Origin of the sequence: Microcystis sp. LE19-8.1F (assembly GCF_027531715.1) — a bacterium.
GTDB lineage: Bacteria > Cyanobacteriota > Cyanobacteriia > Cyanobacteriales > Microcystaceae > Microcystis > Microcystis wesenbergii_A.
Genome location: NZ_JAPZSO010000079.1, coordinates 22,043 through 37,507, shown reverse-complemented (window position 1 = coordinate 37,507; position 15,465 = coordinate 22,043). Strand labels below are relative to the sequence as shown.

The 15,465-nt window shown below is 41.5% G+C and carries 13 protein-coding genes; 3 read left to right on the top strand and 10 right to left on the bottom strand.

The features are described 5' to 3' along the window. Positions 1-471: 471 nt before the first annotated feature. Positions 472-1,899 carry a glycosyltransferase family 2 protein gene (locus tag O9334_RS08305; RefSeq protein ID WP_287999813.1) on the bottom strand — a complete coding sequence of 476 codons (1,428 nt, stop codon included), beginning with the start codon at positions 1,897-1,899 and terminating at the stop codon, positions 472-474. 211 nt (positions 1,900-2,110) lie between these two features. Between O9334_RS08305 and O9334_RS08300 the strand changes: the two genes are divergently transcribed. Then, the gene (locus O9334_RS08300) at positions 2,111-3,346 is read left to right on the top strand and encodes a bifunctional sterol desaturase/short chain dehydrogenase (protein ID WP_287999812.1); all 1,236 of its coding nucleotides are present in this window, start codon (positions 2,111-2,113) and stop codon (positions 3,344-3,346) included. Between the two features lie 231 nt (positions 3,347-3,577). On the opposite strand, the gene O9334_RS08295 is transcribed toward O9334_RS08300, so the two are convergent. The 3 genes from O9334_RS08295 to O9334_RS08285 form a co-directional block, all read right to left on the bottom strand. Then, positions 3,578-4,522 carry an NAD(P)-dependent alcohol dehydrogenase gene (locus tag O9334_RS08295; protein WP_045356894.1) on the bottom strand — a complete coding sequence of 315 codons (945 nt, stop codon included), beginning with the start codon at positions 4,520-4,522 and terminating at the stop codon, positions 3,578-3,580. 2 nt (positions 4,523-4,524) lie between these two features. Beyond that, on the bottom strand, positions 4,525-4,911 hold the full coding sequence (locus O9334_RS08290) for a hypothetical protein (protein ID WP_036394698.1): 387 nt from the start codon (positions 4,909-4,911) through the stop codon (positions 4,525-4,527). Between the two features lie 85 nt (positions 4,912-4,996). Continuing rightward, a complete protein-coding gene (locus tag O9334_RS08285) occupies positions 4,997-5,749 on the bottom strand; it encodes a phosphopantetheine-binding protein (protein ID WP_238567740.1) in 753 nt (250 codons plus the stop codon). Positions 5,750-6,249: 500 nt separating this feature from the next. Between O9334_RS08285 and O9334_RS08280 the strand changes: the two genes are divergently transcribed. Further along, positions 6,250-6,780, top strand: coding sequence for a universal stress protein (locus O9334_RS08280; protein ID WP_287999811.1), 531 nt, complete (start codon positions 6,250-6,252; stop codon positions 6,778-6,780). On the opposite strand, the gene O9334_RS08275 is transcribed toward O9334_RS08280, so the two are convergent. Together O9334_RS08275 and sppA are read right to left on the bottom strand one after the other, a co-directional pair. Next, entirely contained in the window at positions 6,770-8,929 is a 2,160-nt protein-coding gene (locus O9334_RS08275; RefSeq protein WP_045356904.1) for a ComEC/Rec2 family competence protein, read from the bottom strand. The two genes, O9334_RS08280 and O9334_RS08275, sit on opposite strands and share 11 nt — an antisense overlap. Positions 8,930-8,983: 54 nt before the next feature. Next, positions 8,984-10,798: a signal peptide peptidase SppA gene (sppA, locus tag O9334_RS08270; protein WP_287999810.1), complete on the bottom strand. Its 1,815-nt coding sequence runs from the start codon at positions 10,796-10,798 to the stop codon at positions 8,984-8,986. A gap of 498 nt (positions 10,799-11,296) precedes the next feature. On the opposite strand from sppA, the gene obgE reads away from it, so the two are divergent. Next, a complete protein-coding gene (obgE, locus tag O9334_RS08265) occupies positions 11,297-12,325 on the top strand; it encodes a GTPase ObgE (RefSeq protein WP_045356909.1) in 1,029 nt (342 codons plus the stop codon). Positions 12,326-12,334: 9 nt separating this feature from the next. Here the strand turns inward: obgE and O9334_RS08260 are convergent, their stop codons facing one another. The 4 genes from O9334_RS08260 to cdf31 all read right to left on the bottom strand — a co-directional run bounded on the left by O9334_RS08260 (position 12,335) and on the right by cdf31 (position 15,361). Next, entirely contained in the window at positions 12,335-12,700 is a 366-nt protein-coding gene (locus O9334_RS08260) for a KH domain-containing protein (protein WP_045356911.1), read from the bottom strand. After that, positions 12,693-12,941, bottom strand: a complete 249-nt coding sequence (gene rpsP, locus O9334_RS08255; protein WP_002736858.1) for a 30S ribosomal protein S16 — start codon at positions 12,939-12,941, stop codon at positions 12,693-12,695. The genes O9334_RS08260 and rpsP overlap by 8 nt, the downstream gene beginning before the upstream one ends. 370 nt (positions 12,942-13,311) lie before the next feature. After that, positions 13,312-14,388 carry a dTDP-glucose 4,6-dehydratase gene (gene rfbB, locus O9334_RS08250; protein ID WP_045356915.1) on the bottom strand — a complete coding sequence of 359 codons (1,077 nt, stop codon included), beginning with the start codon at positions 14,386-14,388 and terminating at the stop codon, positions 13,312-13,314. Positions 14,389-14,434: 46 nt separating this feature from the next. Next, entirely contained in the window at positions 14,435-15,361 is a 927-nt protein-coding gene (gene cdf31, locus O9334_RS08245) for a CDF family zinc efflux transporter Cdf31 (protein WP_045356919.1), read from the bottom strand. Positions 15,362-15,465 lie beyond the last annotated feature (104 nt).

Genomic DNA, 15,465 nt, shown 5'->3' with positions numbered 1-15,465 from the left:
TAAGCTAAGACGCATTTAAAGCGCTTATTCTTAAGATTAGCCGAATCTCCCCCAATCCCTTTACTGTTGCCTCTTGCAAGAGTGCCTCTTGCCTCGTCTCAACAAGCAATTTAAATGCGCGGGCAGCTTAGCGATCAATCTTTGTGTCCTTTGTGTCTTTGTGGTTCGTTCCAGTCGCTCCCCCGCAGGACTGTATTTTAGAATACATTCAAACCCAAGAGAGCCATCAGCTTTTTTCTCCCTACTCCCCCCAACCCCGATTTAGATAAAAAAAACTGGAGCGAGCGCTTTTCGCCACCCCAGTGCTGTCACGGAATTCAATTCTGTATCTAAATTAACACATTATTGGCAGCAAGCATAATTAAGGAAATTGGAAATTTTTCCAAAAGGGGTTTCCAAAGGCTGTAACCTTCACTGACAGGGGATTTCGAGCCTGATAAGGCCAAAGTTTTTGGAGCCTATCCTCGAAAATTAAACTTCGGCGCTGAGATGTTCCCCCAGATGAACGGTTTTCACCCATTTTAAACGTTTAGGACGCAAAGCCATCCGCAGGCTGACACTGGGAATAATAATAAACCAGTGCATCATATAAATCATGCCGCGAATGGTTTGAGCAAGGATGTCTAAACCGAGAGCAAAAGTGAATTTTTTACCCGTATTGACTCGGATTAATCCTGTCACCATACCCCAGAGAGAAAGGGAAAGAGCCAAACCAGTTAAAGGAGTTAAAATCGGGGCTTGATGACGAGTAATAGTGATTAAAAGATCGGGAATAGCGGCCGCAGGTAAGATATATTGAACGATCAAAAAAGCAATTAAATCAAACTTTTTCGGCCAGGGCATGGGGGACTTTAAAATTGCTTTCCAATAGTCGAGATAACGCTGAAAACCACCTTCGGCCCAGCGATTGCGCTGATGCCATAAAGCGATCGCAGTTGTCACCCCTTCTTCCGCTACTGCGGGAAAATTTAAGACATTAATTTTCCAATTATCGATATGGAGACGAATAGTTAAATCAAGATCGTCGGTGATCGTCTGTTCATTCCAACCCCCGCAACGAGTTAAGGCACTACGACGGACAAATTGACCATTTCCGCGCAATTCTCCGATCCCTCCCACCGCGATCCGTTGCTGTTGAAAACAGCTATCAAAGATCATTTCTACCGCTTGTCCTTTTGTCCAGAAGTTTTCGGCGGCATTGGCGATCGCTTTTCGCACCTGTACCGCACCCACTTCTCGATCGTCGAACATCGGGACGACATGACGCAGTAAATCGGAGGATAATCCCGCATCGGCATCGAATACACCGATAATTTCCCCGTTAGTCAGGGATAAAACCTGATTCAATGCTCCGGATTTGCCACCTCCGGCATTAGCAGCACGATGGAGAATTTGTAATTGGGGATATTCTAAAGCAAGGCGATCGAGAATTGCACCGGTGTTATCGGTGCTATAGTCATCGACGATCCAAACTTCTAACTTATCTTGGGGATAGTCTAGATGACAGAGATAATTAACCAGTTTCGTGATTACGGTTTCTTCATTTTTGGCCGCTACTAAGAGGGACACCCTAGGTACAGAGGCTAAATCCTTATCCAGTAAAGGAATTGGCGGCGTTTCCGGTTTGGTGAACAGCAGCCGCAAAGCTTGCCCCGATAGTAGGATAGTTAAGGCGATAATTGCCCAATAACCCCAACTCAGCCAATGAAGTCCGATAATTATTGTCCAGATCGCCATGAGGCTAAAAGCCGCTTTCTGTCTGCGTCCCGATCGGCCTTGAAAAATTTCGCTTCTAAATTCGTCCTCTTCATCTTCGGGATCGGACCAGTCAGATAGGAGGGAACCAATCGGGTCTAATTCTTCGCTATCATCCTCTCGCGACCAATAATTTTCTGCCATAATCGACTCAGGTTAAGTAACTGTTCAAATAGAAGCTTATTTCTTGCTTTATCTTACCGAAAATTGTTAAAATTTTTAACAGAATCTTAAGTTTTTTCGGTAAAGAAACCCTAGTTTTTCAAGCTATTGGTTCCTTTTACCCGATAAATCCGCTTTTTCGGCTAAGATTGCTTTGTTTACATTCGTTGAGAAAATTTAACATTTATCCCCTATGTCAAACCTGCTCCTCTGTGTCGGACTGATTTGTGGCTCAATTATTTGGGTGGAGATCGTGCGTGATTGCTATCATGCTCTGGCCCACCATTGGCAGCCCCTTTATCGTCTGCACGTCTGGCATCATCGGGTTTTTCGTCCCGATCTGTCGGTAATGAGCGAGGAAATTTATCGTCGGGCCCACTGGTACAATGATGTACCAGAGGCCTTGGTTATGTTGGCTGCCAGTGTTTTACCTGTACTACTGGCCTACTCTTGGGGTTTCGATCGCCCTTGGTTGGGTTGGTTAGGTTCCCTTTATACTTTGGCTTTTCTCAGTACGGCGATCGGTCGAGGTTTAGGTATCGCTAATCTGGAGGAATTAACCGATTTAACCCATCGTCCGGGGCAATTTGAGAGTTTCCCCGCTCAATGGCGCGTTAATCGTACTTACCACTGGCGACACCATTTTGATAACCAAAAGGCTTATTATTGTGGAACTTTCACCTTTATGGATAAATTGATGGGGACGGCACTTTCTCTCAAGGGTAAAACGATCGCCATTACCGGAGCAAATGGAACTTTAGGGCGATCGCTGTTAAAGTACCTACAACTGAAGGGAGCCAAGGTGATCGCGCTCACTTCCGGGGACAATGCGATCGCTATTGAAATTAACGGCGAATCAGTACCTGTAAAAACCGTGAAATGGCAAATCGGTGAAGAAACGCAACTTGAGAACCTATTTAAGTCTGTAGATATACTGATTTTAAATCATGGCGTTAATGTCCACGGCCAAAGAACCCCAGAAGCGATCGAATTAGCCTACCAAGTGAATACTTTTTCCGTCTGGCGTTTAATGGAATTATTCTTCAAAACTGTCCGCACTAACGAGCAAATTGCCCGCAAGGAAGTCTGGGTGAATACCTCGGAAGCGGAGGTTAATCCTGCCTTTAGTCCCCTCTACGAACTCAGTAAACGGGCGATCGGTGATATGATTACCCTGCGTCGTTTAGATGCCCCCTGTGTGGTGAGAAAGCTAATTCTTGGCCCTTTTAAGAGTAATTTAAATCCTGTGGGTATTATGTCCGCCGATTGGGTGGCTAAACAGATTATCAAGGCGGTACAGAGGGATAGCCGCAATATTATTATTACTATTAATCCCTTGACTTTTATCACCTTTCCAATTAAAGAATTCTCTGTTTCTACCTACTTAAAACTATTTACTCGTTCCCCAAAAAATCAGGAAAAACCCTAACTAGGGTTTGCGGCAAAAAGTTTGTTGGTGGGGGTAGGGTGTGGGGTGTGGGGTGTGGGGTGTAGGGTTTTACCCATTTTCAGGGGGTTAATTACCTAAAATTCAGGGAAAAAGTCCAGAGATTTTCCTCCCAATCACTCCAATCGCTGGCACTTTTTGATTTCAAAAAAGTCTAAAAGTGTTACCCAACAAGGTTTTCAGATTTATTCAGCAATCCCTAACTATTTATCCTTAATCGGGGATCAGGACTATTTTTCCGCGCACTCTTTCCGATTCACTATAATTATGAGCTTCTACCACCTGGGAAAAAGTATAGGTGCGATCGATTCTAACAGTTAATTTTCCCGATTCGATCGCTTCTTTGAGAAATTGCCAGTCGGACGCTTGTGCTTGAGCAAAAAATATCAGTTTCCCTTTTTGGGGCAACCAAGCACCGAGATAATTTAAGAGGATAATTCCGGGATTTGGGAGGGTGGTTATATAGCTCCCTTGGGGTTTTAAAAGCTGACGACAGTGCCAAAAAGAAGACTTAGCCACAGCATCGAAGATTATATCATATTTCTGCTCAGTTTTTCTCCAATCTTCTTGGGTATAATCGATAACTTTATCTGCTCCTAAAGAGGTGACATAATCGATATTTTTACTACTACAAACTCCATCTACTTGTGCGGAGAAAATTTTCCCTATCTGCACGGCAAAGCTACCCACTCCTCCCGATGCACCATTAACTAAAATCCGATTTCCTGCTTGAATATTGCCAAAATCGCGCAAGACTTGCAAAGCGGTAGAAGCGGCTAAAGGAGTGGCGGCAGCTTCAATAAAGCTCTGATTATGCGGTTTTTTAACTAATAGGGAAGCGGGAATAATCGCATATTCAGCATAGGTTCTACCGGGTAATTGATTGAGAAAACCAAAAACCTCATCTCCGATCTGGAATTGTTCCACCTGACTACCTTTTTCAACGATAATTCCCCCATAATCAAAACCTAATTGCAGGGGAAATTTATTACCTGTGGCTATTTTGAGCATTCCCCGACGAATCTTCCAATCAATCGGATTAATCCCCGCTGCCATAATCTTAATTAAGACTTCTTTCCCTTGGGGAATTGGCTTTTCTATGTCTGTGTATTGGAGAACATTACTATCGCCATAGCGATTAATGATAATAGCTTTCATAATTAAGAAAAAAGTTGATAAAATAGTAAGGGAGCAAAAGTAATGACCAAGAGAACAAAAATCCAAACTCGTCCCGCTAAAAGATTATAATCTTGCCCTAATCTTGACCAAGAGTGACCGGCGATAAAATGACCGAACAAAAATTCAAAACCCACTGTTAATACTAACCAAATTAAACCGATGGTAATGGCTTGACCGGACGATTCTAGACCCCAAAAATAGACAAGAGTGCCAATATAAAGACTAAAAAAGAGGATTCCTGTCAGGGTAGAAATTTGATGAGCGCGTAGTTCATCGAGATATTTTCCGTAGGTGCTTTCCCTGAGAATACCGTTACTAATTCCTATTACGATCATCGGGAGCCATAGAATAATGTAGCGACTAATCATAAGTTGTTGGTTTAGAACTCGCTCTAATTGGATTATAGCTATATTTGGCTGATAACTTGAGATATTTTCGTAAAAATTAATATTGTTACTTGCCTAAATTTTCAGCCAGATAATCAACTAGCTTTTTCACTGTTGTAAATTCTTGGCATTTTTCTTCTGAAAGTTCTAGATCAAATTCTTCTTCTAAAGTCATGATTAATGCAACTGTATCAAGTTCATCTCCTCCCCAATTTGAGACTAATAAACCATTACTACAAGAACCATAAGAACTATAAAAGCTAGAAGAACTATAACTACTGAGGGTTTCCTTAGATTTTAAATAAAATAGTTCATCATCAATATGTATCTCAGACTTTTCCACCTCTAATTGATAACTAATTATCTCTTGAACTTTGATGAAAATTGCCAGTTTTCGTTCATCTCCAGCCAATTCTTGTAACATTGTTATTTTCTCGGTATCATCATTTTTTTTATCGTTAATAACAGCATTAGCTTTTTTTTCTGCTATTTTAATAGCTTTCTCTTCATCGATTCTCCTTGATTCCAATAGACTGGATTGACTGAAAAATAACTGATATCTCATAACTTCAATTCTAGAATTAATTAAGTTTCGTATTATATGAAATTCTACTTTATGACCACTTTCCTTGTAAATTCTTGTGGCTAAATCCCAAACAATCTGATCGCGGTTTGCTTCTAGCTGGTTTAATTTTTCTTCACTCAGAGATACCATATCATCCAAATATTGATTGATCATCATGGACAGAATTTGCATCTCATAATTTTTGCTATCTTCATTCATTTGATTAGATCCTCTGCTGCAAAAAATCTCAACCATATTGTATCTCAAGATAAATACTTTTCTAAAAAATCTAGGGGTGCATCTCACATTTGCAGAAATACCGACAATCAGCAATTATCAGTGACTCTTAGATGATTACAAATGTATCAGCATCTGTCTTTAAGCATCCCACCGAAAAGCTAATGCGCTCCGGGGTTTGGGTAGGGTTGATTCATGAATCAACCCTACCTTGAATCAACCCTACCTTGAATCAACCCTACCTTGAATCAACCCTACCTTGAATCAACCCTACCTTGAATCAACCCTACCTTGAATCAACCCTAGGGTATCGTCTCGGAGTCTCCCCAAATTGTTAATTTTTTTGCTAATTCAGCTACATTATCCGAAAAATGTCACACTAGAGGTAGGGGAGCGTCAACTATCAGTCATCAGCTTTCAGCAATTTTTGGCTATTTCCCCAGGGTATTGCTGGCAGCCGGTGGGAAAAAAGATTAACTTCAACCCTGAAGTTATCTGCTATCGAGGAGGTTAATTCGATGAATAATACGGAAACACTCTCAGTCGATCGGGATACCAACAAACTCTATAATAAAATTCTCGTGGCTGTGGATTATCAAGATCCCACTCCAGAGGTATTGAATACGGCTATTCTCTTAGCGAAAACCTACGCTAGTGAGTTGCGAATTGTTTATAGTCTGTCTCAACCTTTGACTCCCTACACGGAAACTTTTATTTACGGTAATCTGATCGGTTATGGTGGCGGTTATCCCCCCGATATGATCGCCTTGGAACAACAAATCACGGAAGAAATGCAAGCGGAATTACAAGCTTGGTTGAACGGTTTAGTTGATCGAGCTAAGGAAGATAATATCACGGCCAAGGCTGATTATTATATCGGTGATCCGGGACAGAAAATTTGTCAAGTTGCCCAGCAAGAGGGGATAGATTTAATTATTGTTGGTCGTCACGGTCGATCGGGTTTATCTGAGTTAATCTTAGGTAGTGTCAGCAATTATGTGGTACATCATGCTCCCTGTTCAGTTTTGGTAGTACACATCACTCATTAATTAGAAAGGGTTGAAATCCATTTTTTGCTGTCCATTGAATTGCACCATCTCTCCCGGTCCAGTAAGTCTTAATCCGGGCTTTTCTCAGTTGATTTCTGGCATTACGGGAGAGATTGGTGGTGACAGCGATTGCTGTTTGTGGTCGAATTGACTCTAACCATTGTTTATCTAGATTGCTTCCCTGCCATAATAACACTAGGGGGCTGACTTCTTGGGATAAATTAACGGAAATTTTCGGGTTGATAATCCATAGCCAGGATTGATTTTTTACCTGAAATTTAAATAAATTTTTCTCGATCAATTGTCCGGTAATTTCGCCGAGATTAAAATTTTCTAACTGGGATAAATTAAGAGTTTTTTTGATCGGTATGCTCTCACTGATATTTGAGAATTGCGCCGGATTATTGACAGTTATTGCCCCTTGTATTTGATTAATTCCCTCCTGTCGCAAAAAGGGTAAAACTGTATAACGTGCTGTTGCGGGTTCTTCCCCATTAATTAACAGAGTATTTCCTCGATTTTGAATAATTATTACTGGTTGCGATTTGGTGGCTAAAACTGTCACCTGAGTTAAAGTTAAATGCTGATAAATAATCGGTATTAAAATTACAGCGAGTATAAATAAACCGATTAAATGCCAACGTTGACGAAACCAGAGATTAAAGCAGATTAAGGTAAGGCAAATATAAATAATTAACATCACTCCTAAAGATAATTTACCTGTGGAGTAGGTACTAAAAGGAAGCAGACTAAAAAAGTTGGTAATTTGCAGTAATAACTTGAGAGGGTAATAGAGAATACTAGCGCTGATACTGCCCAAAGGGGGATAAATTAAACCTAAAAAAGCAGTAAAAACTCCTCCTAAACTAATTAGGGTAACTAGGGGAGTTGTGATAATATTAATGGGGATATTATAAAGAGCGATCGAGTTAAACGTAAACATTAATAAAGGCATAGTCCAGAGAGTAGCAGCTAGACTAATAGCTATAGGTTCAGCGATTAAATTAGGGAAATAGTCAATTTTATTTTTCAGTAAAGGAACGGTAATAATTAATCCCAAAGTCGCTAAAAAACTTAACTGAAATCCTAAATCCCAAATCCAGAGAGGCTGCCATAATAATAGAATAGTAGCCGCTAGTAACAGGGAACCTAAACTATTAACTTGTCGATTATAAAGCAGACCGATTAATGCACCAATTCCCATCAAAATCGCCCGCAGGACTGAAGGTTGTAACCCTGTTAGAGTGCCATAAATTATTAAGATAGTAAGGGCAATAATAAACTGTTTTTTAGGGGATAAATTGCGAGTAATAGTTAAAACAAATCCCAACAAAATAGCCACATGAAAGCCAGAAGCTGCTAAAATGTGAGCTAATCCAGTTTTAATAAATAAATCGGTGATTTTTGCTGGCAAATTAACCGCTTGTCGTCCGAGGGTAATCGAACTTAATAAAGTCCCTTTTTCTTGGCCTAGTCCTTGAATTTGTGCCTCAACAATGCGCTGACGAATCTGCCAAACTCCCCAAGTCGGTGACTTTTTATCGATAATTATTTCCCCTTTTAAACCAGCAAAAGCACCCTGATGCGCTAGATAATTAGCAAAGTCAAAAGCATTGGGATTATTGGCCCGACGGGGACGATAAAGTAATCCTTTAACTGTTATTTCTTGTCTGGGATAAACCTGATTTTCTGCTAGATTTGGTAGAGTAACGTAGAGTTTACCTGTGGATTTTTCTGTCGGTAAATTCTTGAGGCTAAATTCTTTTACTTCTAACCAAAATTGTAAATTTTCTCGGCGATTGAGACGGATTTCTGATATAATATTCCCCGTGATTTTAATAGAGTTAACTACATTATTTTTTAAAAGATGACTGATATCGTTTGCGCTGGGGTAAGGAGTGCGAATTTCTAGATAAACAACGGCAAATATAGCTATTAATCCCGCTATCAGCCAAGTTTTTTTCGGGGGACTTTGCCACCAAAAACGACGGATAAAAATTGTGGTTAACAGGGTAATTAAACCAAGAATAACAATTCTAATTACCACTTCTTGCCACCGGTTTAACTGCGGACTAAAATCTACCAGACCTGTAGATAACAATCCCAAAATATAGGCTAAACCAAGAATAACGCTATTAGGGCGATTCATAGAAATTTTTGTTAAAGAATTTCAGAATTAGCGGGCATTATTTTTACATAAGTATCAGCGAAAATCGAGATTAAAAAGTAACTTAGCATAAACACTATGGGGATCATTAAATGTAGGTAACTTCAATAATTCCTGCTGAAAATTTTGCCATTCCTGCGTCAAAGGGTGATTATTTTTAGTGAGAGGAGGAAGATAGGTTTGTAAGAAATTAGAGAGAAGTTCTTCTTGCCAACTTTGCGATCGAGGATATTCTTTAAGACTCCAATCATCCCCTAATTTAGCTGTTTTGGCCGCGTATTGTACTGCCGCTTCTAGACCACCAATTTGATCAACTAAACCAATTTTAACCGCATCTTTTCCCGTCCAGACGCGACCTTGGGCCACAGTTCTTACCTTGTCTGGTGATAATTTTCGTCCCTGGGCCACCGTCTCGATAAATAAATCATAGAACTGATTAACTGACCCTTGATAAATTTCTAATTCTTGGGGATTTTTCGGTCTGGTAATAGTAGATATATCGGCCAATTTTCCAGTTTTCACCGTATCCCAATCGATGCCATTATTATTAGCAATCTTCTGGATATTTAACAATAATCCAAACACACCGATCGAACCAGTAATTGTATCATGATCTGCAAAAATTATTTGACCCCCCATGGCGATCCAATAACCCCCAGAAGCAGCCACATCACCCATAGAAATAATTACTGGTTTTTTCGCATCTAAACGCTTAATTTCTCGCAGAATCACCTCAGAAGCAGTGGCACTTCCCCCCGGACTATTAATTCTCAAAACTACCGCTTTTACCTCCTCCTTCTCTTGTAATTTTCGCAGTTCCTTAGCCAATTTATCCCCACCGATTTCCCCTCTATCTCCCTGACCTTCTACGATTGTCCCTTCTGCATAAACTATCGCTATTTGATGGCTACTATCTCCCCCCTCATCATCGAGAGAACTAGCATAATTAGCTAAAGAAATTTGCGAAAAGGAGCCAGAATTTTCCTCCTCATTAGTTTTATTTTTTGCTTCTCCCGTCAACTCTTTAGCTAAAACAATTACTCGATCTAAATGGGCCACTTCATCGACAAAACCAGCCTTTTTCGCTGTGGTTGCTTCCAGAATACCTTGAGTATCGGAAATAGTTTGCACTTCTTGGGTCGTTAAATTGCGACTTTTGGCCACTGTGGAACTATAATTAGACCAAATTGTATCGAGTAGGGTTTGCAGCTGCTGACGATTCTGGACACTTAAATCCTGACGCGTATAGGGTTCCACCGCACCTTTAAAAGAACCCACTTTTACCACTTGTACCCCCACACCATACTTTTCTAGTGCATCGGCAAAAAAGGTTTGTTGACTACTTAAACCATTAATTTCCATTCTCCCCACGGGATTAATAATCACCTTTTCAGCAACGGAAGCGAGATAATATTCCTTTTCCGTCCATTCCATATCGTAGGCGATAATTTTTTTACCCGATTGGCGAAATTTTGCCAAAGCTTGCCGCACTTCCGTCAGGGTAGCATAGCCATATTCACCGATATTGTCGCGACCATAGAGTAACAGACCGACAATATTATCATCAAGGGCGGCCTTTTCGATCGCCGCTATCACCTGTCGTAAATTTAAAGTGGTCGTACTCTCACCGGTCAAACTATCGGCTAAACTGGAACTAGGGGGAGCATCGCTGATATTGGTGGCTAAGTTAAAAACTAAGACTGATTTTTCCTTAACTGAGGAGCTATCGCTAGACATCAGGGAAGAAAGCAGTAAAAATGCTAATCCCCCCACACCTAAGACCGAAAATGCCAATAATCCCAGTAAAGTTCCCAAGCAACTAGCGAAAGTTTGTTTAAAAAACTGCCCCATCGGTTTTCATCTGCTACTAATTATCCTGTTTTCCATTGTAAGGATTCCCCGCCCAGAAACAAGTTTTTTATTCCCGAACAGATGTACTAAAAACTTACTCTCGCTCTATTTTAAGGAGTATGATTAACCGGTCGCGGCAAACTAAGTAGCCGTTGACAATTAAAGATAAAATACAGTAAAACGTAGTGGACTGTTTCAACTAAAATAGGGCAATAGATTTCGGCTTAAAGTCTTAGATTATAGAATTTCTAGCATTTTTCTAATACACCAAATTAGCTGAAACAGTCCAGTAGGGTGCGTTAGACGGCAAAAATTCCTGCTTTGACTTGAAGGTAACAAGCCTTCGTAACGCACCACCTGTCATCAACTAAGTAGCCGGTTACAATTAAAAAACAGGAACCAGAAGCCTGTCCTACTATCTAACAATTAATTGAGATTACTTACCTAACAGCTAATTGGTTTTTTGGTTTTGACTTTTCACTTTAACTACTTAATCTTATGCAGTTTATTGATCGCGCCGAAATAGAAGTGGAAGGGGGTAAGGGAGGTGATGGAATTGTCGCTTTCCGTCGGGAAAAATACGTCCCCGCCGGCGGTCCGGCCGGAGGTAATGGGGGAAAAGGTGGTTCGGTGATTTTCGTGGCGACTCAGAACCTGCAAACCCTGCTAGATTTCCAATATAGTCGCTATTTTAAGGCCGATGATGGTAAACGGGGCGGACCCAACAACTGCACCGGAGCCAACGGTAGCGATCGCATTATTAAAGTTCCCTGTGGTACAGTGGTTTACGATCTCGATAGCGAGGAAATTATCGGCGATTTGGTCACTCCCGAACAGACTTTAATCGTGGCTGCCGGGGGAAAAGGGGGATTAGGCAACCGCCACTTTTTAAGTAATAATAATCGCGCACCCGAATACGCTTTACCCGGTTTAGACGGAGAAAAACGCCATTTACGCCTAGAATTGAAGTTATTAGCGGAAGTGGGCATTATCGGGCTGCCCAATGCGGGAAAATCCACCCTAATCTCGGCCGTTTCCTCTGCTCGTCCCAAAATCGCCGATTATCCCTTTACGACTCTCATTCCTAACTTGGGAGTGGTACGCAAACCCACGGGAGATGGGACGGTATTCGCCGATATTCCGGGATTAATCGAGGGAGCGCACCTAGGAATCGGCTTAGGACACGAATTTTTGCGCCATATCGAACGCACACGCCTGTTAATTCATCTTGTCTCCTTGACATCAGAAGACCCGATCGCCGATTATCAAATTATTCAAGGGGAATTAGCCGCCTATGGTCGGGAATTAGAAAAGCGATCGCAAATACTGGTTTTCAACAAAATTGATGCTGTGGACGAGGAAACGATAGATAACTATCAAAAGCAGTTTGCTAAAATCACTAATGCCGAGATTTTGACTATTTCCGCCGTGACGGGAGCCGGATTAACCACTTTACTCGCCAAAGTTTGGCAGCAATTAGAGCAACTGGAGAGGGTCGAGGATGAAACCCCTTCCCTGTTTTCCTAAAATCGCTCGTTAGTTGTTGAGCTGCCGGGGTGCGGGTGGTCGGCGATTACTCGGTCTTCTTTCCGTACCTTCAAAGTTACCATTAGAACGACGGGTGCGGCGCTGTTCGCCTTCATTTTCGGCCGCATAGACTTCTAGATAAAGAGAGCGACCCGCACTCGCGGCCGCCATTTCTAGGGTAGTTCTAATCGCCTGTAAATTGCGTCCTCCCCGGCCGTAAACTTTGCCTTTATCGGCATCATCGAAGGCTACACGCACCCAAAGACGTTCATTTTCCTTACAGCGCTCGATATCCAATCTCAGACTGGCCGGATCTTCCAAAAACGGCTCGATAATAAATTTCACCAGTTCGAGATAGTTGGGGGTACTAGGCATTGATTTTCTCGAAAATTTTCTGTTTGGTGAGAATGCTGCGTACGGTGTCCGTCGGTTGCGCTCCTTGTTGTAAGCGTCGGATAATCCCTTCTTCATCGAGACGCACTTCATCGGTGCGGGGATTGTAAAATCCTAATTCCTCTAGGGGACGACCATCGCGACGACTGGTGCTAACGGCCGCAACGATACGATAACTGGCTTCGCGTTTTTTACCAAAGCGTTTTAGACGTAATTTGATCATGGTTACTCAAAAATTCTCCTTTCCGATTCTAACTCATCCAGGCGGTAATTCCACAAGTGGCGATCGAGGGAACGGTCGGCAGCCATTGGATATTATTGAAAATAACGCCAATATCTTAATGGTGAGGTACAAGGTTTAAGTGTGTTAGTTTTCGCTAACACACCCAAAATTAAGATTAAATTAAACCTCTTGCATAATTAATTTTTGAGGGTTCAAAAACGTCAAAAATAAGGATTAAATCGCATAAAATCTGTCAATAGACCATTTAACTGATTAATGCTCATTTTTCATTCTCCTGACTACTGGCTACTGACTCCTAACCCTAACAACAATTTTTGATTTTTACAAGAGGTCTAGTTTTTACCCTTCTCTAACCGTAAACTTTCCCATAATACTCTTGATATTCTTTGGATAACAAGGGTTGCCACCAATCCCGATGATCGAGATACCATTGAATGGTTTTTCTTAATCCCCCCTCTACGGTTTCTTGAGGTTGCCAACCTAATTCGGTGCGAATTTTAGTGGCATCAATAGCATACCGGCGATCGTGTCCGGGCCGATCCTTGACAAAAGTAATTAAATTCCGAGCGGGTTTCACGGGTAAATCGGGAGCTAATTCATCCATTAACTCACATAACATCCTGACTAAATCGATATTTTTTACCTCGTTATTTCCGCCAATATTATAGGTTTCTCCCACTTTTCCTTTGTGAATAACTGTATCTAAAGCTTGACAATGATCCCGCACATATAACCAATCTCGAACATTTTGACCATCACCATAAACAGGTAAAGGTTTACCCAAAAGAATATTAATACACATCAAAGGAATTAACTTTTCTGGGAAATGGTAGGAACCATAATTATTAGAGCAATTAGTAATAATTGTCGGCATTCCGTAGGTATGAAAATAAGCTCTCGCTAGATGATCACTCCCCGCTTTTGAGGCAGAATAGGGACTATTAGGAGCATAGGGAGTAGTTTCGGTAAAAGCCGGATCATCTACTCCTAAACTGCCATAAACCTCATCGGTGGAAACGTGCAGAAAACGATAGTTATCGGGTTGATGATTACTTAACCAATGTTGCCGAAAACTTTCTAATAGAGTAAAAGTTCCCACCACATTAGTTTGCACAAAAGCCCCAGGTCCAAGAATCGATCGATCCACATGGGATTCGGCGGCAAAATGGGCAACTGTATCGATATTTTCACCGGCAAATAATTCATCAACTAAAGCTCGATCGCAGATATCCCCTTGCAGAAAACGAAAATTCTTTCTATCTTTCAGTGTCGCTAAATTATTCAAATTGCCCGCGTAGGTAAGAGCATCAAGAACAATTACACGATCCTCAGGATAATTCTCGCACCAATGATGAACAAAATTCGAGCCGATAAATCCTGCTCCACCAGTAATTACTATGCTTCTAGCTTGATTCTCCGTCGTCATGGCCACCTCTAGCAAAAGTTTGCTACTTATTTTAGGCCTTTTTGCTTCACACTTCTTCATCAAAAGTGATCTGATCGGAACGATAATCCGGCGGTTCAACGTGAATTAAAATTCTCACAGGGCTAAATTGTTGGGTTAATCTTGCTTCTACCGCTTCCGTGATCCTGTGAGCAGTTTCCACATCTTGAGCGGAGACAACTAGGTGCATTTCTATAAATACCTGTCTTCCCACCACTCCCCGAGATGCGATCGCATGACAATTAAGCACCCCCGGCACCTGCATCACAATTTGATGAATCACCTCAGGAGCGATCGCCATTTCATCCACTAACAAAGGTAAATTCTCCATCAGGACTTTCCAACCACTGCTAAACACCAAAAAAGCGACGGGAAAGGACAAAATCACATCTAACCATTGTAATTGGGGAATATTAGCCGTATTGCCCACCCAAACCCCGACTAAACCCAATAAAACCGTAATTGTCACCCACACATCACTCATGGTATGACGAGCATCGGCAATCAAAATCGCACTACCGACACGCTGCCCCACGGATCTTTCATAATAGGTGACAAAAATATTCACCCCTAAAACGATAATTAATAGCCATAACTCAGGACCTGCAATCTCGACGGGTTTTCCTCCTTTGATAATACTCATGACCGCCCCTTGCAAGATTTCAAAACAGGCAATCCCCAAAAATGCGGCGATCGCTAAAGCTCCGATCGCTTCGTATTTCAGATGTCCGTAGGGATGATCTCGATCGGGATAGGGAGAGGAAAACCGCATCGCTACTAATCCCAAGACATTATTAGCACTATCGGTGACACTATGGAGAGCATCCGCTTGCAGACTTAAAGCACCAATTCTCAAACCCACCCCCGCTTTGATCGCCATAACCAAAATGTTCAGCAGCAGGGTGATCCAAAGAACTTTTTGGACGGTAGCCCGATTATCTTTTAAAACAGCCACAGGATTATCAGTTATCAGTTATCAGTTATCAGTTATCAGTGGGTAAGTTATCAGTTATCAGGGAAATTTCAACTAAAACCCCAAAACCCCAAAAACCCAACTAC

Coding starts and splice junctions, on each gene's coding strand:
- O9334_RS08305 (WP_287999813.1), bottom strand. CDS start 1,899: ATGGCAGAAAATTATTGGTCGCGAGAGGATGATAGCGAAGAATTAGAC.
- O9334_RS08300 (WP_287999812.1), top strand. CDS start 2,111: ATGTCAAACCTGCTCCTCTGTGTCGGACTGATTTGTGGCTCAATTATT.
- O9334_RS08295 (WP_045356894.1), bottom strand. CDS start 4,522: ATGAAAGCTATTATCATTAATCGCTATGGCGATAGTAATGTTCTCCAA.
- O9334_RS08290 (WP_036394698.1), bottom strand. CDS start 4,911: ATGATTAGTCGCTACATTATTCTATGGCTCCCGATGATCGTAATAGGA.
- O9334_RS08285 (WP_238567740.1), bottom strand. CDS start 5,749: ATGGTTGAGATTTTTTGCAGCAGAGGATCTAATCAAATGAATGAAGAT.
- O9334_RS08280 (WP_287999811.1), top strand. CDS start 6,250: ATGAATAATACGGAAACACTCTCAGTCGATCGGGATACCAACAAACTC.
- O9334_RS08275 (WP_045356904.1), bottom strand. CDS start 8,929: ATGAATCGCCCTAATAGCGTTATTCTTGGTTTAGCCTATATTTTGGGA.
- sppA (WP_287999810.1), bottom strand. CDS start 10,798: ATGGGGCAGTTTTTTAAACAAACTTTCGCTAGTTGCTTGGGAACTTTA.
- obgE (WP_045356909.1), top strand. CDS start 11,297: ATGCAGTTTATTGATCGCGCCGAAATAGAAGTGGAAGGGGGTAAGGGA.
- O9334_RS08260 (WP_045356911.1), bottom strand. CDS start 12,700: ATGCCTAGTACCCCCAACTATCTCGAACTGGTGAAATTTATTATCGAG.
- rpsP (WP_002736858.1), bottom strand. CDS start 12,941: ATGATCAAATTACGTCTAAAACGCTTTGGTAAAAAACGCGAAGCCAGT.
- rfbB (WP_045356915.1), bottom strand. CDS start 14,388: ATGACGACGGAGAATCAAGCTAGAAGCATAGTAATTACTGGTGGAGCA.